Raw genomic sequence first — 22,061 nt, 5'->3', positions numbered from 1 at the left:
CGTGGACGTGTCGATCCCGGCGGGCGTGACCGCGCTCATCGGGGACAACGGCACGGGCAAGACCACGCTCGCCCGCCTGCTTACCGGCCTGAACGCCGCGCAGGAAGGGCGGTTCGCCATCGCGGGGCAGCCGGTCCCGGCATCGAAACTGCTTTCCAGAGTGGGCATTGTGCTCCAGAACGCTGATCACCAGCTTCATATGAAGACGGTACGGCAGGAACTTGAAGTCAGCCTGTCGCTGGCGGGGTGCGGCGCGGACGATGTGCCCGGCCTGCTGTCGCTGTTCGCGCTGGAAGGGCTTGCGGAACGTCACCCGCAATCGCTTTCCGGCGGCGAAAAGCAGCGGCTTGTGATCGCCTGCGCCTTTGCCAAGCGCCCGGACGTGCTCATCCTCGACGAGCCCACCAGCGGCCTTGACGGGCGCAACATGCGCCGCATCGCCGACGCGCTGGAGCTGTTGGCCGGCAGGGGGGCCTGCGTCCTTGTGATCACCCATGATCTTGAACTGATGGGGTTGTCCTGCGCCCGGGCGTTGCGGCTGCCTCTTTCATAGCGAGTGAGTACGGAGGGAATGCTGCGGATCGGAAGGGAAACCTTCCGGAGAGCGGCACCCGCATGAGTCATCTTTTCCGGGGCGTCTCGAACAGGCGAAGCGCCGTTGGAATGGGAATAAACGGAAACCAAACGGGAGAACGAACTATGACGGCATCGTGTTGCCAGACGACGGAAACGCTGGGCGAGTCCATCGCCGTAGCCCTGCGGGAAAAGAAGCCGGTGATGCTGGCAAGCCTTGCGGAACGCTTCGGCGTTTCGGAACTGGAAGTCGCCAGAGCCCTGCCGGACGAGGCGCGGGCCTTCGCGGGCAAGGACGCCTTCGATACGGTCTGGCAGGTCTTGGCCTCATGGGAAAACGCCACCTTTATCATGGCGCATCTGGGCTCCGTCATCGAAATCAAGGGAAAGATACCGGAAGGCAGGCACGGGCACGGCTATTTCAACCTGTCCGGCGGCAGCGGACTCGGCGGGCATCTCAAGATCGATGATCTCGGTCACATCTGTTTCCTGTCTTTACCCTTTATGGGATTGGAAAGCCATTCCGTGCAGTTTTTCAACGCGGCGGGCACGGTCCTGTTCTCCGTGTACGTGGGCCGCGAAAACCGTCAACTCATCCCGGCCGCGCGCGAGTCGTTCTTCGCGCTGCGCGAGGCCGTGGGCGCAAAGGAACCGTCATGAAAGCTCTTGTCGTCTATTCGTCCCGGACCGGGAACACCCGGAAAATCGCTGAAGCCATCGCCGCCGTTCTTCCCGGCTGTGAGATCCATCCTGTGGAGTCCGCTCCCGCGCCCGAGGGCTACGATCTGGTTGCCGTGGGCTACTGGGTGGACAAGGGTATGCCCGACGCGCAGGCCAAGGCCTATCTGGAAACGGTACGGGACGCGAATGTGACTTTGTTCGGCACGCTGGGCGCATGGCCGGATTCCGATCACGCCAGAGACTGCATCGCGCAGGGTGAAGCGCTGGTGAACGCTCCGGAACGCCGGAACAGAGTGCTCGGCACGTATCTGTGTCAGGGCAAGGTCGATCCGAAGATCGTCGCCATGATGCAGAAAATGGCGTCCGACGTGCACCCCATGACGCCCGAACGCAAGGCGCGCCTTGAGGAAGCGGCCAAACATCCCGACGAAGCCGACTGCCTCCGGGCGCAGGAAGCCTTCAGGGGATTCGCGGAACAGGTGGCCTGACGGGCCAGAAGGATCAACGGGGCTTCGGCCCCGAAACCGGAAGGGCGGCTCTGCCGCCCATACGTCGTGTTCAGGAAACGCTCATGAATCTTGCCTCAATCTATGCGTCCATAGGCCCGTCCGGCGTCGCACTGGTTTTTGTCGGTTGTGCGGGATTGTACCTCGCGCTGCGGAACCTTCTGTATCTGCATTTCGTCTGGCGCGACTTCAAGCGGGACTTTCTCGACATTGAGCATCAGGAAGGCCGCTGTATGCGCGATGTGTGCGACAAGAGCGACAATCCGCTGATCGCCATTATCCGCGATGTCGTGAAGACCCACGGAGGCCACTCCGAAGACATCCGGGCCGAGGTCGCCTATCTGTTCCACCGCAATTTCGAGCAGGTCACGAAAGGGCTGTGCTGGCTGAGGCTCATTTCGGTGGTCTCGCCGCTGCTCGGCCTGCTCGGGACCATCCTCGGCATGGTGACGGTGTTCCGCACCATCGCGGAAAACAGCGCCCCCAACGCCGCGCAGCTGGCGGCGGGCATCTGGGAAGCGCTCATCACCACGATCATGGGCCTGTGCGTCGCTATCCCCATGCTCATGTTCTACTATTATCTGATGCTCAAATTCAAGGGCTTCCATATCGAGGCCGTGGAACACAGCTACCGTGCGCTGGAACTGTGCGGCGGCGCGAAGCGGGAAGCCCGGGCCGAAACCCGGAGGACGTGCCATGCATGATTTCGACGAGGATGCCAGCATCGATCTGACGCCGGTCATCGACGTTATCTTCATGCTCCTGATTTTTTTCATCATGACCACTACATTCAGCAAACCGGTGCTGGATATCGTGCTTCCGGCCTCGGAGACGGCGGAGGAATCCAGCCGTAAGAATGCGGAACTGGTGATTTCGGTGAAGGCCGATGGGACTATCTATTATCAGGATCAGCAATTGACGAAAGAGGCGTTGGCCGCCGTGCTTGAGACGCGGCCTGAAGCCCTGCTGAATCTGTACGTCGACGAAAAGGCCCCTTTTGAAGCATTTGTCGGCGTCATAGACATCGCCAGGCTGAAGAGAGGAGGACACTTTGTTATCAGCACGCAGCCAAGTGAGCGTTAGGCCCCTGTACGGGGTGGAGGAATTCCGCAAGAGCCGCAGCATGGCGGGCGGCATGACCGGGGGGCTTGTCCTGCTGGCCTTGGCCGTGTGTCTGATGACCCCCTCCGTCAAGCTCCTCACGCCGCCGAAAGCCCCTTCATCCACCATGCTGATGCGTGTGATCCGCCCCGAGCCGACGCCCGAGGCGAAACCCGTTCAGCCGGACGCCATGCGCAAGCTGTTGAGCCCGGAATCGGAAGTGACGATCCCCGTGCCGCCTCCGGTCGTCGAACGGCCCAAGCCTCCGCAGGAGGCGCCCAAAACGGTGGCTCCCGAACCCGTGAAGCCGAAACCGGTCAAGAAAGCTCCTCCGGTGAAAAAAACGCGGCCGATGGTCCGGCAACCGCAGAAAACTGCACCGCCTTCCGCTCCCGTAGGCCAACAGGCGGAGATTCCCCCGGTTGCGGCGGGGACGGGCGTATCCTCCGTGGCGGCGGCCGCGCCTCCGGCCCCGGTCGGGGGAACGCAGGAACGGCCGGACGACAAGAGCAAGGCGCTGGGGACCATCCTTGACGCCCTGAACCGTCACAAGCGGTATCCCAAGCAGGCGCGGCGGATCGGCGCTGAAGGGACGGTGCAGCTTCTCGTGACGATCTCCGCCGACGGAAAGGTCAGCGCGTGCTCGCTCGGCAAGGGCAGCGGCTTCGGCGTGCTCGATACAGCCACCGAACGGCTCGGTGAGAAGCTTGTCGGCCTTGATATACCCTCGGTCCGTGGGGGAAAAGGTTTTCAGGTTATGGTGCCGGTTCGCTATTCGCTCAAGGATGCGTGACGTAGCCTCCCTGTTGTCCTCGCCGGACGGGAGCGCCCGATGTTGGTGCTCCTCTTGACGTATGGGCCGCCGTTCCCGCAAAGTCCGTATTCGGAAACATTGGGGTAGTCCGGATTGGGGGCGTCCGCTCTGGTGAGAAAGGCCCCGGTTTCGCGCTCCCGGCTCGTGGCGGATCTCAGCCCGGCTGTGCCGCCGGGTTTTCTCCGTAGATAATGCTTTTAGATATCTTCCAGACCTTTGGAGAGGATGCCAGTCGTTCCTCGTCCAGTCTGTTTTACTTTGGATGTGGAGCGAGGGAACGCAGCCGGATAGACAAGGAGATCGTATGTGTTATGTATTGCGGACGTTTTTTCAGAACGCCCGGAAGCCCGGCGGCCTATCGGGAAGGATCATGCTGTGGGCCATGAACTGGGGGCACGCTTCGCTGGCGAAGTGGGGGCGGTCGCATGTGTCGCCGGAGCCCGACGCCCGGGTGCTTGATATAGGATGCGGCGGCGGGGCGAATCTGGCGCAATTTCTGAAACTCTGCCCGAAGGGGTATGTCTGCGGGATCGATTTTTCCGCTGAGAGCGTCGCCACCAGCCTCCGGAAGAACGCCGGAGCCGTCGCCGCAGGGCGCTGCGAAGTGCGGCAGGGGGATGTTTCCCGGCTGCCCTATGCCGATGCGTCCTTCGATCTCGTCACCGCTTTCGAGACGGTCTACTTCTGGCCGGATGTGCCCGCCGCCTTTGCAGAGGTGTACCGCGTACTCGGACCGTCCGGCGTGTTTTTGATCGTGAACGAGGAGTCCGGGGATTCACGATGGTGCGCCATAGTGGACGGGATGCGGACGTATACGGCGGACTCGCTGGCGGAATGGCTGCGCTCCGTCGGATTTGCCGATGTCCGGTCCGATGTTCGCGGAGAGGGCGGGGCGTTGTGCCTTGCCGCAAAGAAAGGCCCGGATTCTGCCCCGTAAGCGGCCCAAGACGTCGGGAGCAACGTATGGGGCGATCCATCCCGAAGAGCCGGGGATGCTCGCCCGGAAGCCTTATAGGGCTTCACGTTTCCACGCTTTCCGGCTGATGGAGAGGCCACGCGGAGGGCGTTCGCTTCGGAGTTCTTGCATGGTTTTTCGCGCCGCCGGAGGGCTCTGCCGACGCGTAGGCTAATGCCCGCTAACGGTACTTTTTCCGCAGTTCGTCCTGCCCCATCATCTGGGTGCGCATGGCGAGCATGGGCGGCGCGTTGCGGACAAGATCCTTGTCCGTATTGGACTGGATATGCTCCAGCCGGATTTCTTTGTAGTCCTCCTGCCAGTTTTTCCAGTCGTCCTCGCGGCTCCGCAGGTACAGGACGAATTGCCCCAGACGCCGTATGACGTCCGGCGGGATCACGTGTTCCAGTTCACAGGCCACGTCGTTGGAGACGTTCGGCTCCAACTGGAGGATATGCTGGAAAAATTCCTGAATGACGATGTGCCGGTGGGCGATATCCCGCCCGATGTGCATCCCCGCTTCGGTCAGGTGGACGAGGCTGTAGGGCTCATAGTCCACATACCCCATGCTTTTCAGCGCCTTCAGCGTGCTGGTGACGGTGGAGCGGGACACGCCCGCCGCTTCCGCGATGGAACTGGCGCGGGCCGCGCCTTCCCGGATTTCCTGATGGAAGATGATTTCTAGGTAGTTTTCCAGCACAGGCGAGAGCTGTCTGGCGTCGTTTCGCTCTTCGGGCATACCGCGTTCTCCTCTTTCGGCTCGTCAGGCATTCTGACGTTTTCGCATACCGTATTCAAGCCATTTTTTCCCGGCGTAGAGCCGTGCGTACCAGAATGCCGAACCCGCGTTCGCGCAGAGCATGGCGGCGTAGATGCCGGGCGCGCCGAAGGCGTTGCCGAGCGCCCACGCCAGCGGGAGCTGGAATGCCCACATGGTCGCGCAGTTGACTGTGCAGGAGACGCGCGTGGCCCCCGCCCCGGCGAAAGCCCCGTTCACAAGCATGGAATAGGTCTTGAGCGGAATGCCCGCGCACGCGAAGACGAGGAACTGCGCGGCCTGCCGGACGACCTCGGGCTGTGTGGACAGCATCCCCGCCACCGGAACCCGGCACACAAACAGCAGCCCCGCGCCGAATCCGAGCGCGAGGGCGGCGGCGAGTGCGAGCCGTTGGCCGAAACGGAACAGCGCTTCGAGCCTGTTTGCACCGATCAGATGCCCGCTCAGGATGGTGACGGTCATGCTCAGCGCCGCCGTAGGGAAGGTCAGGAAACTTTCCACCCGCGAGCCGAGGGTCATCCCGGCAAGGACAGGCACCATGTCGCCGGGCAGCCCCGTGAGCAGCGACAGGATGACGAGGTTCCCCATGTGTCCCGCCAGAGCGCCGAGGGCGGACGGTCCGCCCACCCGGAAGAGATAGGGCATGGCACGCCGGGCCCACCGCCACGGGGCGAGGGATGCGCGGGTCAGGATGCCGTTCCGGACGATGGCGTACAGGTTGCAGGCCAGCCCGAGCAGGGCGGACCCAAAGGTACTCCACGCGATCCCCTGATACCCGTAGTCGGGTAACCCGCACAGCCCCAGCCCGAACCCCGCGCTGCCGATGAGGTTGCCGACGGCGACCACGGCTATGGCGATGAGCGGGAGGCGGACCAGCTTGTAGGCCCGGAACACCGAGTTCAGCATGATCAGGGTGTAATAAAACGGCAGTTGGCAGCTGTAGGCAATGATAAACGTCCTGACCACGGGCTCCATTTCGGAGGAGACGTGCATGAGCCGGAGCGTCAGCGGCAGGCAAAGGAGGCTTGTCGCTGCGATGACCGTGCCCGTAAGACCGGCAAGTCCCGCGATCAGCGCCGCGTACCGGCGGGCGCGCTGTTCGAGCCCGGCTCCGAGGGCTTGGCTGATGGTCGTCAGGCAGCCGCTTCCGGCAAGGGAAGTGATCAGCATGAGGAGGGTGAAGACCTGCGAAACGATGCCGAGCGACGCCTGAACGGAGGCGTCCAGCCGTCCGGCTACCCACAGATCCGTCATGGAAACGGCAAGATGGCACAGCATCATGCCGAGCTGCGGCACGGTGAGGGAAACGAGTTCCCGGGCAGTCGGCAGGGCGTTGTTCGGCGCGGCGTTTGTGAGCATGGATTCCCCCCAGAGCCGGGGAGTAGGTCAAAAGTGAGTAATTGTCAAATAAAGTTTGACTAGTCAATTTTTGAGCTTTTTTTCCCAAAAGCGGCTCACGCCGTGTTGTTCAGGTTGTGAAAGTGACATTTCATCGGTTTCTAACACACGGAAATCGTACGCTATAGAAAGATACAGATGTTACAATTGAAAGATTTTCTCACTTATATTGACAATACTTTTCAAGAATGGCATCTTTCACCCGTTCCGGGAGGGCTTGTATCAGAGCGGTACGGAGCTCTGTTGAAGCGCCCCATGGGAAAACCATAACGCACGCAGCAAACTGTATGCGAGGGTGAAGTAGAGTGTCGTCAGGTTTTCTTAATAAAGAAAATCAAAATCAATTTGGAGGACTGTATGCGGAGGATAGGTTTGCGCCAGATGCAGGCGGGGCAGAAGGGCAGCATCATCAGCGTGGATGCCGATGGCGAGCTCGGGCGGCGTATCCGCGACATGGGGCTCATCCCCGGTACGGATGTGGAAATTGTGGGCCGCGCCCCGCTGCGTGACCCGGTTGCACTGCGGCTTTTCGGGGTCACGCTGGCCCTGCGGAACCGCGAAGCCGATTACATCACTGTGGAGGTCGCATGAGTCAGGCCCATGCCGATTGCCCGCACTGCCGTCCTGACGGCAGCGAGGCGAAGCACATAGCGTTGAAAGAGGTCCGCATTGCGCTGGCGGGGAACCCGAACTGCGGGAAAACCACGGCGTTCAACGAATACACCGGAACCCATCAGCATGTCGGGAACTATCCCGGCGTCACCGTCGACAAGAAAGAAGGCTACGTCTCCATCGACGGTGTCGAAGTCCTCATGGTGGACCTTCCCGGCACGTATTCCCTGACGGCGTACTCGCAGGAGGAAATCGTCACCCGTGCCGTGCTCGCGCCCGAAAAGGCCGAGGAAAAGCCGATGGCGGTCGTGGATCTGGTGGACACCTCCGCGCTTGAGCGCAACCTGTTCCTCACCGTCCAGATCATGGAGATGGGCCTGCCGGTCGTGCTGGCCTGCAATATGATGGATGAAGCACGGAAAGCGGGCATTCAGGTGGACACGAAGGAGCTGGGCAAACAGCTCGGCATCCCCGTGGTGGCGACTGTGGCGCGTTCCGGCGAAGGGCTCAAGGACGCCTTGCGCGAAGCCATCGCCTTTGGCCGCCGGGGGAGCGCTCCGCTGAACATTTCCTATGGCCCGGATCTCGATCCGGTCCTCACCAAGATGGAACGGCTCCTTGCCGAGAAAGGGCTGTTGACGGATCGCTATCCCGCCCGCTGGATTGCCCTGAAGGTGCTGGAAAACGATTCCGAAATCCTGAGGCAGGTGGAACGTATGCCCGATGTGGCCGCGCAGCTGCGCGCCGACCGGGAAACCGTGGCCGATCATCTTCGGGATACCTTGCAGACGTCGCCCGAAGCCATCATCGCCGACTACCGTTACGGCTTTATCCGTGGCGTGCTGCGTAGCGGGGCCGTCCGGCGCGAATCGGCCAAGGACCGCCTTGAGCTGTCCGACAAGCTGGATAAGGTGCTGACCAACACGCTGTTCGGCCCCCTTATCATGCTCGGCGTGCTGTACGCCATGTTCCAGCTGACCTTCGTGATCGGCGCATACCCGCAGGGATGGGTCGAAGACGGCTTCGGCTGGCTTGGCGAGACCGTAAGCGCCCTGATGCCCGACGGCTTCCTCAAGTCGCTCATTGTCAGCGGCGTCATCGACGGCCTCGGCGGCGTCATGAGCTTTGTGCCGCTTATCATCATCATGTTTACGCTGGTCGCGATCCTCGAAGACTTCGGCTACATGGCCCGCATGGCTTATATGCTGGACCGCGTGTTCCGCGCCTTTGGCCTGCACGGGGCTTCCGTCATGCCTTTCATCATCGCGGGCGGTATCGCGGGCGGCTGCGCCATCCCCGGCGTTATGGCCACCCGGACCTTGCGCAGTCCCAAGGAAAAGCTGGCGACCCTGCTCACGCTTCCTTATATGGCGTGTGGAGCCAAACTTCCCGTGTTCCTGCTGCTGGTGGGCGTGTTCTTCCCCGAAAACCCCGCCCGTACCATGTTCCTGCTGACGTTGGCCGGTTGGGCCGCCGCGCTTCTCATGGCGCGCCTCATGCGCTCGACCATCATCCGCGGCGAATCCACCCCGTTCGTCATGGAATTGCCCCCGTACCGCGTCCCCACCCTGCGCAGCGTAGTCACGCACTGCTGGGAACGCACATGGATGTACCTCAAGAAGGCCGGGACCGTGCTTGTCGCCGTGTCCATCCTGATCTGGGCGAGCATGACCTTCCCGACGCTGGATCCTGAGCAGGCCGCGCCGCTGGAAACGCAGATCGCCGCCTTGCAGGAGAAGGTGGACGCCTTGCCCGAAGGGGATGAAGCCCGCACTCCGCTGGAGGAAGAACTGGCCGCTGTACAGGCGACCCTCGCTGAAGAATCCTTGCAGCACTCCTGGGCCGGACGTCTCGGCATGGCCATTGAGCCCCTGACCAAGCCCGTGGGTTTTGATTGGCGCACGGACGTGGCCCTGATTGGCGGCATCGCGGCCAAGGAAGCCATTGTTTCCACGCTCGGCACGGCCTATTCGCTTGGTGAGCAGGATCCTGAAGAAGCGACATCGCTGGCGGAACGCCTCGCACAGGACCCGAACTGGAACAAGGCGACGGCGCTGTCTCTCATGCTTTTCGTGCTGCTGTACTCCCCGTGCTTCGTGGCCCTCGTGGTCATCCGTCAGGAGGCGGGCAGCTGGGGTTGGGTTGCGTTCAGCATGATATTCAACACCGTGTTTGCGTACGGCGTGGCGGCGGCAGCCTATAGAATCTGTATGGCTGTTTTGTAAACCTCTTTTTTTCACCCTTAATTGAGAATGAAATTCCACATCGAAGGAGGATGACATGAACGAGAACATGAAGTACGGCCTGTTTTTCCTTGGCGGCTTGGCTCTTGGTGCAATCGGCGCGGTGGCGGTGAGCAAGGGCAAGCTTGACCTGAAGCCGATGGCCGCTGACCTGTTGAGCCGCGGTATGGACGTCAAGGACGCGGTGCTCGCCAAAGTGGAAACCGTGAAGGAAAACATGGACGACATGGTGGCCGAAGCCCGCCACGCGGCGGAACAGCGACGGGAAGCGAAGGAAGAGGCCTAGTCCTCCGGTGTTCCCCGCGAGCGTTTAGCCGATGTTTCCGGTAGGCTTTCGTTTTCCCTTAAAAGAGGGAGAAGCCTCTTCGGAAGCGGAACGCTCCCCTCTCTTACGCCTCCGGGACGGCTTCATGCCGCTCCCGGAAGGCGGGCGGTCCTTCCCGCCTCCTCCAAAAAGGAACTCCCATGCTGTTTTTTATTGTCCATGACGTGCCGGGCCGGGTCCGCCTGCGCGCCCGGTCCGGTTTCAGCCTCCGCAAGGCGCAAGTCCTTGCGGACAGGCTCGACGCCGTCGGCGGCATCGAAGGGGTGCGCGTCAATCCCCGTACGGGGAGTGTGCTCCTCTTGTATGCCAACGACGAAGCCAAGCGGGCCGCGTTCCTGTTGCTGGCTGTGGCCGCTTCGGAACAGCCTTCCGGGGATGTCGCCGTGTGCGGCGAAAACCTCCCCGAGCCAGCCGGAAGGCCGAGTTGGGGGCCTTTCCTCCGCTATATCTTTGTCCGGCCGTTCATGCCGGTTCTCGTCAGGGTAGCCACGGCGGTGGCGGCCTCCGTTCCCTTTATCCTCAAAGGGGTTGCCGCGTTGTGCCGCGGGCGCCTCAGTGTGGATGTCCTTGATGCCGCTGCCATCGGCATTTCCCTGTTGCGCCGTGACTTCAAGACGGCGCGCCTGCTGACTCTGCTGCTCGGTTTTGGTGAAGCGCTCGAAGCATGGACGCGCAAGAAGTCGCTGGATTCCCTCGCCCAGAGCCTCGCGCTTGATGTCGATACCGTCTGGGTGCGGCGCGAAGGCCGGGAGATGCACGTCGCCATCAGCGAACTGAGCGAAGACGATCTGGTCATTGTCCGCACGGGGTCCGCCATTCCGGTGGACGGCGTGGTGGCGGAAGGCGAAGCCTCCGTCAATCAGGCTTCCATGACCGGAGAACCGCTCGGTGTCCTGCGCTCTCCCGGTTCGTCGGTATACGCCGGGACCGTGGTTGAGGAGGGCGAGATCGCCATCCGGCCCACGGGCGTGGGCGACGGCACGCGCCTCCGGCAAATTGTCCGGTTCATCGAGGATTCCGAAGCGCTCAAGGCCGGAGTGCAGGGCAAGGCCGAACGGCTTGCCGATGCGGTGGTGCCGTTCAGCTTCCTGCTGGCCGGGCTTGTCTGGCTGGTCACCCGCAATCCCGCCCGCGCCGCTTCCGTCCTTCTCGTCGACTATTCGTGCGCACTGAAACTTTCCACCCCTCTGGCGGTGCTTGCCGCCATGAAGGAAGGGGTAGGTCGCGGCGTCCTCGTCAAGGGCGGGCGGTTCCTCGAATCGTTGGCGGCGGCTGACGCCGTGGTCTTCGACAAGACCGGGACCCTTACGGAATCCCGTCCGCGCGTTGCGGAGGTGATCCCCGGCGAAGGCTACGAGCGGGACGACATCCTGAGGACGGCGGCCTGTCTTGAGGAGCATTTCCCGCATCCCGTCGCCCGGGCCGTTGTTCGGAAGGCCGAACAGGAAGGCTTGCACCATCAGGAAGAACATACCGAAGTCGAATATGTTGTGGCGCACGGCATTGCCTCCCGCCTGCACGGCAAGCGCGTGCTGTTTGGGAGCCGTCATTATATCCATCACGACGAAGGCGTGCCGGTGGACGGTATGCGGGAGGACATCGAGCGTCTGGCCCGCGAAGGCCGCTCGATCCTCTATCTGGCGGTGGACGGGAAACTGGCCGGGCTCATCGCCATTGAAGATCCGTTGCGTCCCGAGGCGGCTCCGGTTATTCGCAAGCTGCTCGGGCGGGGAATCCGTGTCGTCATGCTCACTGGGGACGACGAACGCACGGCCGCCGCTGTGGCCGAGCGGTTGGGAATCAGCGAGTACAGGTCGCAGGTCTTGCCTACGGACAAGGCGGCGGTCATCCGCAGTCTTCAGGCGGAAGGCCACACGGTGGCCATGCTCGGCGACGGGATCAACGACTCTCCGGCGCTGTCCGCCGCCGACGTGGGGGTGACCCTGAGCGACGGCGCGGATCTGGCCCGGGAAGTGGCGGACGTGGTGCTGACGGAATGCCGTCTTGACGGCCTCGTCACCGCCGTCGATCTGAGTAAGGCCGCCATGCGGCGCATCCGGACTGACTTCGGCCTGATCATGACCCTGAATACCGTGTTCCTCGCGTCCGGGCTGACCGGTTTCCTCCAGCCGGGGCCCTCGGCGCTCCTGCACAATCTGACGACGGTGGGCGTGTCCCTCAACGCCATGCGTCCGATGCTCAAAGAGGGCGCGGAACCGCAACTTGAGGAGGTCTCGGCATGAGCGAAATCGAATCGTGCATCACGAGTTTTGTGGATGGGCGGGTGCGCCTGCGCCATCCTTCTTTGAAACGGGCGGAGGACGCCGAACAGGTCCGCGGATTTCTGGCCTCACTGCCGGGGATGCTGCGCGTGACGGTAAACAGCCGTACCGGGTCCCTGCTGCTGGAATACGATCCGGATCAGATCAGCCGGGAGGACTTGTTGGCCCTTGCCGGGCAGTGGGCGGATTTCGCCTCCGCCCAAGATGAGGCGGCACCCCGGAAGCGGCGCTTCGACCGGGCCAGGGCCATCCGGTTCACGAACCGGGGCATGTTGGCGACGCTCGGCGCGTCCCTCGCCTTCGGCCTTGCCGGACGGGAACGCGGGCATGTCGTGGCGGGAGGGCTGTTCCTCCTCTTCAACCTGGCCCATCTCTATACCTATAGAAAGGCTCTCTAGCCGTCCAAGACGGGATCTTCCGCTCTCGGGAACGCTCAGCTGGCGACGGTGTTCCGCAAGCCGAGGCCATGCCTTGCGTCTTCATCCCGGGGGGCGGTCAACCATAAACGGGCCATCGGCCCTTTCCGTGAACCTCAAAGACTCAATTCAGGAAGTAGCATGAAGAAAGTAGCCGTCCTTCTTTTGGCAGCAGGGCTTGTTTTCGGCGCGGCGCACAAGGGTGCGCAGGCCGCCGACATCAAGGTTTCGGGAGAATGGGATTTCAACACCGAATGGAACAATATCGGCTTCGCCAAGGAAAAGACCGACGATCTGTTCCATGCCCGCCAGCGCTTGCGCACGCAGGTGGACATCATCGCGTCCGAATCCCTGAAGGGTACGGTGTTCTTTGAAGTCGGGGACACCAATTGGGGCAACAGCAGTGAAGGCGGCGCGCTCGGAACGGACGGCAAGGTCGTCGAAGTCCGGTACTCGTACGTGGATTGGGTTGTGCCCCAGACGGATCTGCGCGTCCGTATGGGCTTGCAGCCGTTCAGCCTGCCGAACTTCGTAGCTGGCGATCCCATCATGGGGAGCGACGACTCGGACGGTGCGGGCATCACCCTGTCCTATCAGTTCAACGATATGGCCGGGATGTCCCTGTTCTGGATGCGCGCGGAAAACGACAACACCACGATTGACCGCGGCGTGGGCAACGCGATGGACTTTGTGGGCCTGAGCGTCCCGTTGACCGGGGAAGGCTGGCAGCTCAACCCGTGGGGCATGTACGGCAATCTCGGCAAGAACAGCCTGAATGAAGTGGGCGAGAACGGCGAATCCCTGATCGTCGGCCTGCTTCCCTATGGGCAGGACGGCGTTTCCGTCGTGGCCAAGGATTCGAACAACCCGGCATGGTGGCTTGGCATCGGCGGTGAGCTGACGACGTTTGATCCGCTGCGCCTCGCCTTTGATTTCGCTTACGGCAAGGCCGACTGGGGCAAGGCGGCCAACGGGCAGGATCTGACCCGGCAGGGCTGGCTGCTTTCCGGTATTGCCGAATACAAGCTCGACTACGTGACCCCCGGCCTCATCGCCTGGTACGGCTCCGGCGACAATTCCGATACGATGGACGGCTCGGAACGCCTGCCCACGCTGTCTCCCGGCTGGGGCGCTACGACCCTTGGCTGGGACGGCGCTTATGGGATTTCGGACGGCGCTGTGCTCAGCAAGACTCCCACGGGCACGTGGGGCGTGGTCGCCCGCCTTGCCGACATCTCGTTCTTCGAAAATCTCACCCACACGTTGGCGGTGGGCTTCTATACGGGTACGAACAATACCCGGATGGTCACTTCCGGCCCGGTCAGCGGCGTCGAGAGCGGCAACGTCTACCTGACGACGAAAGACCATGCGTGGGAAGTCAACTTCGATTCCCAGTACAAGATCTACGAGAACCTGACGCTGGCGGCCGAAATGGGCGTTGTCCGCCTCGATCTGGATAAGGATGTTTGGGGGAGCAAGCTCAGCGGCGTCGACAAAACCGCGTACAAGGTCGGCCTGAACTTGAACTATGCGTTCTAGCCTTTCCGCGGGAACGTTGTTTCACCCGGTCTAGACAAGGCCGGAACTCATTGCCAAGAAATGAGTTCCGGCCTTTTTCTGTTTACCAATAAAGGAGCTAATACAGTTTGTTTTTGTTGATCGTTTTTGATGCACGCCGAAAAATTTCCACCATAAGTTCTTCCATCGTGCATTCCTCCGGTGGCCTTATTTCCAAAACGGGTACATGCAGGGGGACAACCGTTCCCGTCCCATCGCAGGATTGCAGCATACGGGCGCCTTGCCCGGTGAGTATCCAATCCGGTCTGATTCCTTTTTTCCGCAGCGCAGTGAGAAGCCAATCTGGAGGAATAGTTTTTCTCCTTTTCGCATCCGAGATTGATGACTGTTTTATCCCCAAGAACTCCGCCAATTCGGCCTGTGTTCTGCATTCTGCCGCCTCAAAAAAGCGCTGTAGGGCTGGAAACATGACAACATCCTCGCTTGAGTGATCGGGTTATCATAGAAAATATAGATGATCAGTTATTCAGTTTTTTTCTGATCAGGTCATTCTTGTATACCCCCTCTATGGAAGAAAACCCCCTTTGCCCGTTCGGTGATGTATTGGTAAAAGCCAGAAAAGATCGCGACATTACGCAATACCGCCTCGCCAAACTCACAAAGCGTAGCGCCCGGTATATCAGCATGTTGGAGCACAACGCGCGTGAGCAGCAACTGTCGACCGGGCTCCTGCTTGCGCGGGCTCTGCGTATGGATGCTGGGAACTGGTCCGCGACGTTGACGCACTCATGCCGGAAGGATGGCGATCCCGGATGACAAAGACTTTGAGCCGAAGAGGGCCGGGCACCGCAAGAAGATATGCGGAACTGCAGAGAAGAAATGAAGCAGTTGGGAATGCGGGGCATCCTTTGTTCGCCGTTTGAAATGTCCCTTTCCGGTTTACCCCTTACATTTTACGGTCTAAAAGGCCCTAGCGATTGGCACAGGAGCGCTCCGTTCCGATGTTGCCATGTTTGTTGTGTATCAATTTGAAAATAGATGTTCAATATATCACCTGATAAAATCAACGGCTATTTATAAATCAGGTGTTGAGTATGAACAAGGAATGAGAAAAAGACCTCCTTCCAAGTTCGGTGTGGCTCTTGTTCAAGAGTATAGAAAGCGCGGCCTTACGCAATACAGTCTTGCCCAAAAACTGGGGCGCAGCACCCGCTATCTGAATAACCTTGAGCACGACAGAAACGAACCGCGTTTCACAACGATCCTTTTGCTTGCCGACGCCATAGGCATGGATCCGGGAGAACTGGTGAACGCCGCCGCTGCCCTGAGCTGGGCGGCTCTGACTGAGGAAGAAGGGGCGCTGGGGGAAATGGAGGAAGGGTAACGCGGAACAGATTGACGTTAAAGTAAAAAACGTCTTTTTGTTTTTCGTTGAATCAGGTTCAGATAAGCATTGTTATGCAAAACAGGCTCCCCCGATGCCGTCGGGAGAGCCTGTTTTGTTTGATGCTTTCAAATGCGGCGAGTCAAGCCTTCTTACCCTTCAGCTCGTGTCAGGGACGGCGTCTGAGGGATGACGTGGACGTCAAGCTGCGGGAAGGCGATTTCCACCTGATGCTCGGCGAAGACCTCCACGATCCGGTGGCGGATGGCTGAGGCGGCGTCCGTGGCGGTCCCGATGTCCGACCAGTAACGGAGTACGAAGTTCAGCGTGCTGTCCGCAAAATCCATGAACAGGACGAAGGGCTGAGGCCGCCGCACAATCTGCGGGACGGACTGCGCCACTTCAACCAGCAGACGTTCCACAAGCTTGGGATCGGTCCCGTAAGCCACGCCGATGGCCACTTCGCGGCGCACGATGCGCCCGTTGCGCGTCCAGTTGATCAGGCGGTTGGAGACGAATTCCGAGTTCGGGACAAAGATGATGGCGTTGTCGAACGTTTCTACCGTGGTCGCGCGGACGCTGATCTTGCGGACGACGCCCTGCAGGTTGCCCACGTCGATGACGTCGCCTTCGTGCAGGGTCCGGCTGAAAATCAGGATGAGGCCCGACAGGAAGTTGTTGACGATGGTCTGCATACCGAAGCCGATACCGACGGAGAGGCCGCCGGCGATGACCGCGAGGTTTTCCAGCCCGAATCCGAGGGCTTTCAGGGTGAAGAGGGCGAAGAGCGTCCACAGCCCGTAGGTGATGCCCGTCTGCATGGGCGGGATCAGGGTCTTGTCGATCTTGTAGGACTGGGAGGCCACGCGGTTCAGGAACGAGCGGGAGGCAGTGATGGCCGCCCTCGTAATATAGAACACGCTGACGATAAGAATCAGGTGCACCACGTTGAACGAGGCGGACCCGACCTGCACGCCGGTGCCGAGGTAGTGCCACAGGAGCAGCGCGCCGCCGGGCATGGCGATGACCCAGAGCACCATGCCGCACAGGATGAGCAGCAGCACGATGGGCGCGATGAAGGCCGCGACGAGTCCCGCGAGCACGCTGCGCTGGGCGTGCTGCTCACTGTCCTGCACGTCCGAGGATCGGTTGAGGATCTGGAGCAGGCCGATGATGAACTGGGTGTTGATGGCGAGGCAGTCGACGAGGATGAGCACGAGGATCGCCATACGCGGCCAGCCGATAGCGGCGACGGCCATGCTGAGCCAGACGGTCAGCCTGTGGACGTGCAGCAGGTTGTTTTCGATGCCGGGAAGCTCGCGTGCGTGCAGTTCCTTGAGGATGTACAGCGAAAGCAGGCCCGCCGCGATCCAGCTCAGGGAGAGGATGCCGCCGGGCAGGTTGGGGTAGCTGATCAGGATGCCGAGGCTTGAGGCCAGATACATGGGCCAGAGCGGGGTGAGGCCCATCTTCTTGTCGAGGATGAAGCAGCGCATACCCCATGCGAGGGTCATCTCGCCGCCGATGACAAGGATGCTGCCGAGCACGAGCAGCCCCCGGAAGAGTTCGCCCTGGCTCCCGAAGGATGCCCCGACCAGCGCAAGGCCGGTGAATTGCCACAGGAGGCTGCGCAGGATGCCGGAGCGGGCGGCCGTAGGCATGGTGCCCTTCTTTTCGGCTCGGACCATGCGGCGGTTGACGAAGAAGATGACGACGCAGCCCAGAAGCAGCACGTTGAGGAACCGCAGCCCCACGCCCTTCCATGCGGAAGGGTTGCGCGGGAATTCGATGCTCATGCGCAGGGTCATGTTCTGGAGCGTCTTTTCCCACCGCTCGGTGATCCCTTCCCAGGCCACAGGGTCGAAGAAGCGGCTCGGGACTGAAAAATAATAGGTCTGCCACAGGCCCGGCAGGTAGCCGGTCACGCCTGTGTGCATACTCTCGATTTTGCCGAGCAGGTCCGTGGCGGAGGAAAGCTCAAGCGTCAGCCGCTGATCCATCTTGATGAGTTTGTTCTCGATGCGGCTGATGTTTTTCCACGTCTGCTGCTGATCGGGATTCAGCTTTTCCTTGCTGCCTTTCTCCGGAAGGGGAGGGAGGCTTCTCTTCATCTGTTCCAGCGCGGCGATTTTGTCCTTGACCACGTTTTGCGCGGTCAGGACGGGCTGCATCTGCTGGCGCAGGCCCGAAGCCTGCAATACGCCGCGCTGATCGATGGATTCCAGCATGATGGGATCGAGCTTGTGCGTCCCGGCCAGAGAGAACAGGCGTTGGGCGGCTTCCTCCATGCCGGGAAGGCTCTTGCGGAGCGGATTGATGATCGCCTTGAGGCCCCCGGCCAAGCCGTCGATCTCGATTTCCATCGCGTTCAGCTCATCCTGATTCTGCTTGAACGCCTCTTCCCACACGGCGTCGTCGGAGGCGGTGGACTCGCTTTTCTGCTGGGCGGCTTCGGCTTCCGCCTGAAGTTTGGCCGTCGCGGCTTCGGCGTCCTGCCGAGCCCTTTCCTCGGCCTCCCGCTTGGCCTTGGCGTCCGCTTCGGCCTTGGCTTTGGCTTCGGCCTCCAGGCGGGCCTTTTCCTCGGCTTCCTGTTTGGCCTTCTCTTCAGCTTCGAGTTTGGCTTTTTCCTTGTCCGTCAGGGCGTCTTTGTCGGAGGACGCGTCAGCCGCTTTGTCCGTTTTGGCCTTTTCTTCTTTAGCGGACGTTTTCTGGTCGGACGCGGCGGGGGCGTCCTTGTCGGGAGCGGCGAGCAGGGGCCGCGCGGAAAGGCTTGCGCACAGAAGCCCGGCCATCATGAACAGAGCGAAGCGCCCAAACGTGGAACGTGTGAAAAAATGCTGCAGGGACATGGTGTTCTATCCTTTATCAACCCGAAAAGATGTTCCCGTCTCATACGGCAAAGCGTCAGGCCATGCAAGGCCATTTAGCCTGCTGATCAAGCGAATGGGACGGTTCCGCGCCGTGTGGCGGAGGCCCTCAAGAAGGGAGGCCGTGCGAGCGCGTTGCCGCCTCGTTGCACTGGGAAACGTGAGGAAAGAGGAATGGGGGAGACGCTTCGATGAAAAAATAGATATTACAATTTTGTAAAAATAGAACAAAAATCAAATGAATGAATTGATACCTAAAAATAAGTATGTTATTTGCTCATTGAATCGTCAAACAAGGTGTATGTTTTTCTTTTAGTATTTAAAATAACAATTTTGTATAACAGCGCGTGTCGCCGGGCCGAAAACGGCCCGCCAAAGTCCTTTCCCCCCTTTGCGTGTTGCTGCGGGCAATCGCCGTACGCACGGAAAGCGCGGGATGGCGCGCCGTCATGAAGTCCCGCCGCGCGTGGCGGGCAATCCGTATGAGGATGGAGGACGCTATGTGCAGAATCGGAGCGATCAAAAGCAAGGTGCCGGTCGAACCGGCGAAAGCGTTGTATTTGATGCTTCCCCAACAGGAAGGGCATGACAACTCGGGTTATGCCATGGTGATGCAGGATTTGTACGGCGAGTTCGAGCGTCACAAGGACAAGCCGCTGCTATCGCTGGCCTGCACGTCGCGCGGCGTCCGGATGGTCGATGCGTATATGGCGGAGCAGGGGTTTGAGCAGATGATGGAGTGGCTTCCGGACGTGGATCGGCGCCCCGGCCTCGATATCAAGGCCATGCCCTGTTATGTGTTCCGTAACTATGAGTATCCCGAAGCCTACAGGGGACGCCCGCAGGCCGAGCGTGAGGAACTCCTGCTCGACACGCGGCTTGCCTTGCGCCGGATGCTGGAAAAGGACGGGCAGGGGTTCGTCTATTCCTTCTGGCCAGACGTGCTGACCTTGAAGGAAATCGGCGATCCCCGTGACATCGCCGCCTATTTCCGGCTGTGGGACGAGGACGGCCCCCTGCGGGCGAAGAGCATCGTGACCCAGTGCCGCCAGAACACGAACTACGACATCGTCCGGTATGCGGCGCATCCGTTCTTCCTTCAGGGCTATACCCTGTGCGCCAACGGGGAAAACACGTTCTATACGAAGAACACGGAGTACCAGAAGTCGCTGCACCGGGGATACGTCGGGTTCGAGTCGGACTCGCAGAATTTTCTCTACACCCTGCATTACGTGCTGCGCGAACTGAAGTGGCCCCTCAAGTATTTCAAGCACGTCATTACGCCGCTGCCCTTTGCGGAAGCGGAACGGCGCGGCGACCGCAAGGTGCTGAGCCTCATCCGCGAATCCCTCGCCCATCTGGAAATCAACGGCCCCAACACGATCATCGCCGTGCTCCCTGACGGAAGCATGATGACGTGCTGCGACTCCAAAAAACTGCGCCCTGTGGTTGTGGGCGGCGATGGGACGACCATGGCGATTTCCTCCGAAGTCTGCGGGCTGAACGCGGTGTTGCCCGATCGGGATGCCTCGCGGGACATCTATCCCAACGAGCGGGAAGTTGTGCTCATCAATAATGATTTGGCGGTGCAAAGATGGAATCAGTGACCACGCAGGATATTGGCGTCAACGATTTGAGGTGGATCATCGACTATAGGCCCGAGCGCTGCACCATGTGCGGCAGTTGCGTGGCGGGATGTACCTTGAACGCGCTTGAGGTCACGGTCATGCGGCAGGATCTGACGGTCTCCCGTACGAGCCGGCCGGAACCGGTTCGGGAGCACCTGGCCCGTCCCGTCATCCGGCAGAAGGCGAGCCTTGGCGAATCGTGCGTCGGCTGCGGCATGTGTGAAAAAGTGTGCCCCAATCAGGCCATCCGTCCCGTCCGTAACCCGGACAGCCGATATGCGCTGCTGGCCCGGACGAACGGCCCCACCAAGCGCGGCGGACGGACCAATCTGAACGCGCAGCGCACCCTTGATCACATCGTCGTGGGCCGCATCAGCCAGATGACCGACCCGGCGCTGGATTCCGAGCGGCATACCTTTGACATTCTGGCCCCGTTCGGGCGTGTGCTCCTGCCCGGAGAGCTTCCTTTGTGCGCCGAGGGCGGCGAACTCAGGCTTGAGGGGAAAACGCCCCCGTTGCACTGGATTTATCCGGTCATTTTCAGCGACATGTCCATCGGCGCGCTGTCCACGCGGGCGTGGGAGGCCATTGCACTGGCTACGGCCTACCTCAACGAGCAATGCGGCCTTCCCGTGCGCATGAGTTCGGGCGAGGGCGGTATGCCCGTCAAGCTGTTGGAATCCGAGCGGCTCAAGTACATGATCCTGCAAATCGCTTCCGGGCATTTTGGCTGGAACCGTATCATCAAGGCCATGCCCCGTATGAAGGCGGACCCGGCGGGTATCCTGATCAAGATAGGGCAGGGCGCCAAGCCCGGCGACGGCGGCCTGCTCCCCGCCGCCAAGGTGGCCCCGCACATTCAGGCCATCCGCGGCGTGCCGAGGACGACCCTGCATTCGCCGCCGAACCATCAGGGGCTCTATTCCATCGAAGAATCGGTCCAGAAGATGCACTTGTCCCTGAACGCGGCCTTCGGGTTCCGCGTTCCCGTGGCCATCAAGTGCGCGGCCTCGGCAACGTCCGTATCGGTCTATAACAACCTGCTCCGCGATCCATACAAAATCTGCGGCGGGTTCTTTATCGACGGCATTCAGGGCGGCACCGGCGCGGCGAATGAGGTTTCGCTCGATCATACGGGGCATCCGGTGGTTTCCAAACTGCGTGACTGCTACCTCGCCGCCGTGCGGCAGGGGCTGCAGGGGCAGATCCCGTTGTGGGCGGGCGGCGGCATTGGCATGACCGGGACGGCGGCGGCCGACGCCTTCAAGATGATCTGCCTCGGCGCGAACGGCGTGTTCCTCGGCAAGATCCTCATTCAGCTTCTGGGATGCGTGGGCAATGAGCAGGGCCGCTGCAACGCCTGCTCCACGGGCAGATGTCCCACCGGCATCTGTACGCAGGACCCGCGTCTCGTCCATCGGCTGGACGTCGATCGCGGCGCTCAGAACATTGTCGACTATATGCTGGCGCTGGACGGCGAACTGCGCAAACTGATGGCCCCCATCGGCAACAGCTCGTTGCCGGTGGGCCGTTCCGACGCCCTTGTGACGACGGACAGGGCCGTGGCCGACAAGCTCGGCATCCAATACGTGTGCTAGGAGGGCGCGACATGTTGACAATCAAGACATTGCAAGGGACGCACCGCATGTCGACCCAGGACTTGCTTCTCGCCGTTGAGGAAGCGGTCGGCAACGGCGAGACATCGTTTGAAATAGAAGCGTCGGGCCAGCATGACATCGGCGGCCCGCTGTGGAACAGGGAAGGCAAGGCCCTGCGGTTCCATGTGACCAACCCCGGCCAGCGCGTCGGCTCCATGTGCCTCGACAATACGGAAATCCTTGTGGACGGCCCCGCGCCCGCCGACGTAGGCTGGCTCAACGCGGGAGGCCGCATTGTCGTGCGCGGGGATGCGGGCGACACCGCCGGGCACTGCGCGGCGGCGGGCGTCATCCATATCGGCGGCCGGGCAGGGGCGCGATC

Annotated in this window: 20 protein-coding genes and 1 pseudogene; 17 read left to right on the top strand and 4 right to left on the bottom strand. The window is 61.2% G+C overall.

Translation table 11 applies throughout. The annotated features are described in order from the left end of the window. The 7 genes from HMPREF0178_RS16030 to HMPREF0178_RS16000 all read left to right on the top strand — a co-directional run. The coding region (locus HMPREF0178_RS16030) for an ATP-binding cassette domain-containing protein (protein WP_157134955.1) at positions 1–553 on the top strand (553 nt) is incomplete at its 5' end. A gap of 146 nt (positions 554–699) precedes the next feature. Then, positions 700–1,233, top strand: a complete 534-nt coding sequence (hutX, locus tag HMPREF0178_RS16025) for a heme utilization cystosolic carrier protein HutX (protein WP_009380847.1) — start codon at positions 700–702, stop codon at positions 1,231–1,233. Continuing rightward, a complete protein-coding gene (locus HMPREF0178_RS16020; RefSeq protein ID WP_009380845.1) occupies positions 1,230–1,742 on the top strand; it encodes a flavodoxin family protein in 513 nt (170 codons plus the stop codon). The genes hutX and HMPREF0178_RS16020 overlap by 4 nt, the downstream gene beginning before the upstream one ends. A gap of 83 nt (positions 1,743–1,825) precedes the next feature. Beyond that, complete coding sequence (locus HMPREF0178_RS16015) at positions 1,826–2,464, top strand: MotA/TolQ/ExbB proton channel family protein (RefSeq protein ID WP_009380843.1); 639 nt, start codon at positions 1,826–1,828, stop codon at positions 2,462–2,464. Continuing rightward, the gene (locus HMPREF0178_RS16010; RefSeq protein WP_009380841.1) at positions 2,457–2,843 is read left to right on the top strand and encodes a biopolymer transporter ExbD; all 387 of its coding nucleotides are present in this window, start codon (positions 2,457–2,459) and stop codon (positions 2,841–2,843) included. The genes HMPREF0178_RS16015 and HMPREF0178_RS16010 overlap by 8 nt, the downstream gene beginning before the upstream one ends. Further along, positions 2,812–3,654, top strand: a complete 843-nt coding sequence (locus HMPREF0178_RS16005) for an energy transducer TonB (RefSeq protein WP_009380838.1) — start codon at positions 2,812–2,814, stop codon at positions 3,652–3,654. The genes HMPREF0178_RS16010 and HMPREF0178_RS16005 overlap by 32 nt, the downstream gene beginning before the upstream one ends. Before the next feature lie 325 nt (positions 3,655–3,979). Next, a complete protein-coding gene (locus HMPREF0178_RS16000) occupies positions 3,980–4,612 on the top strand; it encodes a class I SAM-dependent methyltransferase (RefSeq protein ID WP_009380836.1) in 633 nt (210 codons plus the stop codon). Positions 4,613–4,811: 199 nt separating this feature from the next. Here the strand turns inward: HMPREF0178_RS16000 and HMPREF0178_RS15995 are convergent, their stop codons facing one another. Further along, the gene (locus tag HMPREF0178_RS15995) at positions 4,812–5,369 is read right to left on the bottom strand and encodes a metal-dependent transcriptional regulator (protein ID WP_009380834.1); all 558 of its coding nucleotides are present in this window, start codon (positions 5,367–5,369) and stop codon (positions 4,812–4,814) included. A 24-nt stretch (positions 5,370–5,393) separates the two neighbouring features. Beyond that, the gene (locus HMPREF0178_RS15990; RefSeq protein ID WP_009380832.1) at positions 5,394–6,767 is read right to left on the bottom strand and encodes an MATE family efflux transporter; all 1,374 of its coding nucleotides are present in this window, start codon (positions 6,765–6,767) and stop codon (positions 5,394–5,396) included. A 396-nt stretch (positions 6,768–7,163) separates the two neighbouring features. On the opposite strand from HMPREF0178_RS15990, the gene HMPREF0178_RS15985 reads away from it, so the two are divergent. From HMPREF0178_RS15985 to HMPREF0178_RS15960, 6 genes are all read left to right on the top strand, one after another. Continuing rightward, positions 7,164–7,397: a FeoA family protein gene (locus tag HMPREF0178_RS15985; protein WP_005029797.1), complete on the top strand. Its 234-nt coding sequence runs from the start codon at positions 7,164–7,166 to the stop codon at positions 7,395–7,397. Then, complete coding sequence (gene feoB, locus HMPREF0178_RS15980) at positions 7,394–9,643, top strand: ferrous iron transport protein B (RefSeq protein ID WP_009380826.1); 2,250 nt, start codon at positions 7,394–7,396, stop codon at positions 9,641–9,643. The genes HMPREF0178_RS15985 and feoB overlap by 4 nt, the downstream gene beginning before the upstream one ends. 55 nt (positions 9,644–9,698) lie before the next feature. Next, entirely contained in the window at positions 9,699–9,947 is a 249-nt protein-coding gene (locus HMPREF0178_RS15975) for a DUF6110 family protein (protein ID WP_005029800.1), read from the top strand. 179 nt (positions 9,948–10,126) lie between these two features. Next, positions 10,127–12,229 (top strand): heavy metal translocating P-type ATPase, encoded by a 2,103-nt coding sequence (locus HMPREF0178_RS15970; RefSeq protein WP_009380824.1) that lies wholly within the window; start codon positions 10,127–10,129, stop codon positions 12,227–12,229. Further along, complete coding sequence (locus HMPREF0178_RS15965; protein ID WP_009380814.1) at positions 12,226–12,666, top strand: HMA2 domain-containing protein; 441 nt, start codon at positions 12,226–12,228, stop codon at positions 12,664–12,666. Before HMPREF0178_RS15970 ends, HMPREF0178_RS15965 begins: the two co-directional genes overlap by 4 nt. A 159-nt stretch (positions 12,667–12,825) precedes the next feature. Further along, on the top strand, positions 12,826–14,223 hold the full coding sequence (locus HMPREF0178_RS15960; RefSeq protein ID WP_009380808.1) for an outer membrane homotrimeric porin: 1,398 nt from the start codon (positions 12,826–12,828) through the stop codon (positions 14,221–14,223). A 97-nt stretch (positions 14,224–14,320) separates the two neighbouring features. On the opposite strand, the gene HMPREF0178_RS15955 is transcribed toward HMPREF0178_RS15960, so the two are convergent. Beyond that, complete coding sequence (locus HMPREF0178_RS15955) at positions 14,321–14,671, bottom strand: helix-turn-helix domain-containing protein (RefSeq protein WP_039959167.1); 351 nt, start codon at positions 14,669–14,671, stop codon at positions 14,321–14,323. A 540-nt stretch (positions 14,672–15,211) separates the two neighbouring features. On the opposite strand from HMPREF0178_RS15955, the gene HMPREF0178_RS15945 reads away from it, so the two are divergent. Then, positions 15,212–15,586 (top strand): helix-turn-helix domain-containing protein, encoded by a 375-nt coding sequence (locus tag HMPREF0178_RS15945; protein ID WP_005029811.1) that lies wholly within the window; start codon positions 15,212–15,214, stop codon positions 15,584–15,586. 152 nt (positions 15,587–15,738) lie between these two features. Here the strand turns inward: HMPREF0178_RS15945 and HMPREF0178_RS15940 are convergent, their stop codons facing one another. Beyond that, positions 15,739–18,435, bottom strand: a complete 2,697-nt coding sequence (locus HMPREF0178_RS15940) for a mechanosensitive ion channel domain-containing protein (protein WP_009380805.1) — start codon at positions 18,433–18,435, stop codon at positions 15,739–15,741. A gap of 518 nt (positions 18,436–18,953) precedes the next feature. On the opposite strand from HMPREF0178_RS15940, the gene HMPREF0178_RS15935 reads away from it, so the two are divergent. From HMPREF0178_RS15935 to HMPREF0178_RS15925, 3 genes and pseudogenes are all read left to right on the top strand, one after another. Beyond that, on the top strand, positions 18,954–20,060 hold the full coding sequence (locus tag HMPREF0178_RS15935; RefSeq protein ID WP_009380804.1) for a glutamate synthase: 1,107 nt from the start codon (positions 18,954–18,956) through the stop codon (positions 20,058–20,060). Next, positions 20,048–21,679, top strand: a complete 1,632-nt coding sequence (locus HMPREF0178_RS15930) for a glutamate synthase-related protein (RefSeq protein WP_009380803.1) — start codon at positions 20,048–20,050, stop codon at positions 21,677–21,679. The genes HMPREF0178_RS15935 and HMPREF0178_RS15930 overlap by 13 nt, the downstream gene beginning before the upstream one ends. An 11-nt stretch (positions 21,680–21,690) precedes the next feature. After that, a pseudogene (locus HMPREF0178_RS15925) lies at positions 21,691–22,061 on the top strand (4Fe-4S ferredoxin); the annotation flags it as partial.

Source organism: Bilophila sp. 4_1_30, from assembly GCF_000224655.1.
Taxonomy (GTDB): Bacteria; Desulfobacterota; Desulfovibrionia; order Desulfovibrionales; family Desulfovibrionaceae; genus Bilophila; species Bilophila wadsworthia.
The sequence above is the reverse complement of the archived record's forward strand: the minus strand, read 5'-3'. Positions and strand labels throughout refer to the sequence as shown.

Bases quoted from the DNA above. Each gene is read 5' to 3' on its own strand.
- HMPREF0178_RS15990 (WP_009380832.1), bottom strand. From the start codon at position 6,767: ATGCTCACAAACGCCGCGCCGAACAACGCCCTGCCGACTGCCCGGGAA.
- HMPREF0178_RS15940 (WP_009380805.1), bottom strand. From the start codon at position 18,435: ATGTCCCTGCAGCATTTTTTCACACGTTCCACGTTTGGGCGCTTCGCT.
- HMPREF0178_RS16015 (WP_009380843.1), top strand. From the start codon at position 1,826: ATGAATCTTGCCTCAATCTATGCGTCCATAGGCCCGTCCGGCGTCGCA.
- HMPREF0178_RS16010 (WP_009380841.1), top strand. From the start codon at position 2,457: ATGCATGATTTCGACGAGGATGCCAGCATCGATCTGACGCCGGTCATC.
- HMPREF0178_RS15945 (WP_005029811.1), top strand. From the start codon at position 15,212: ATGTTTGTTGTGTATCAATTTGAAAATAGATGTTCAATATATCACCTG.
- HMPREF0178_RS15975 (WP_005029800.1), top strand. From the start codon at position 9,699: ATGAACGAGAACATGAAGTACGGCCTGTTTTTCCTTGGCGGCTTGGCT.
- HMPREF0178_RS16000 (WP_009380836.1), top strand. From the start codon at position 3,980: ATGTGTTATGTATTGCGGACGTTTTTTCAGAACGCCCGGAAGCCCGGC.
- HMPREF0178_RS15935 (WP_009380804.1), top strand. From the start codon at position 18,954: ATGTGCAGAATCGGAGCGATCAAAAGCAAGGTGCCGGTCGAACCGGCG.
- HMPREF0178_RS15970 (WP_009380824.1), top strand. From the start codon at position 10,127: ATGCTGTTTTTTATTGTCCATGACGTGCCGGGCCGGGTCCGCCTGCGC.
- HMPREF0178_RS15960 (WP_009380808.1), top strand. From the start codon at position 12,826: ATGAAGAAAGTAGCCGTCCTTCTTTTGGCAGCAGGGCTTGTTTTCGGC.
- HMPREF0178_RS15985 (WP_005029797.1), top strand. From the start codon at position 7,164: ATGCGGAGGATAGGTTTGCGCCAGATGCAGGCGGGGCAGAAGGGCAGC.
- HMPREF0178_RS15965 (WP_009380814.1), top strand. From the start codon at position 12,226: ATGAGCGAAATCGAATCGTGCATCACGAGTTTTGTGGATGGGCGGGTG.
- HMPREF0178_RS15995 (WP_009380834.1), bottom strand. From the start codon at position 5,369: ATGCCCGAAGAGCGAAACGACGCCAGACAGCTCTCGCCTGTGCTGGAA.
- feoB (WP_009380826.1), top strand. From the start codon at position 7,394: ATGAGTCAGGCCCATGCCGATTGCCCGCACTGCCGTCCTGACGGCAGC.
- HMPREF0178_RS15955 (WP_039959167.1), bottom strand. From the start codon at position 14,671: ATGTTTCCAGCCCTACAGCGCTTTTTTGAGGCGGCAGAATGCAGAACA.
- hutX (WP_009380847.1), top strand. From the start codon at position 700: ATGACGGCATCGTGTTGCCAGACGACGGAAACGCTGGGCGAGTCCATC.
- HMPREF0178_RS16020 (WP_009380845.1), top strand. From the start codon at position 1,230: ATGAAAGCTCTTGTCGTCTATTCGTCCCGGACCGGGAACACCCGGAAA.
- HMPREF0178_RS15930 (WP_009380803.1), top strand. From the start codon at position 20,048: ATGGAATCAGTGACCACGCAGGATATTGGCGTCAACGATTTGAGGTGG.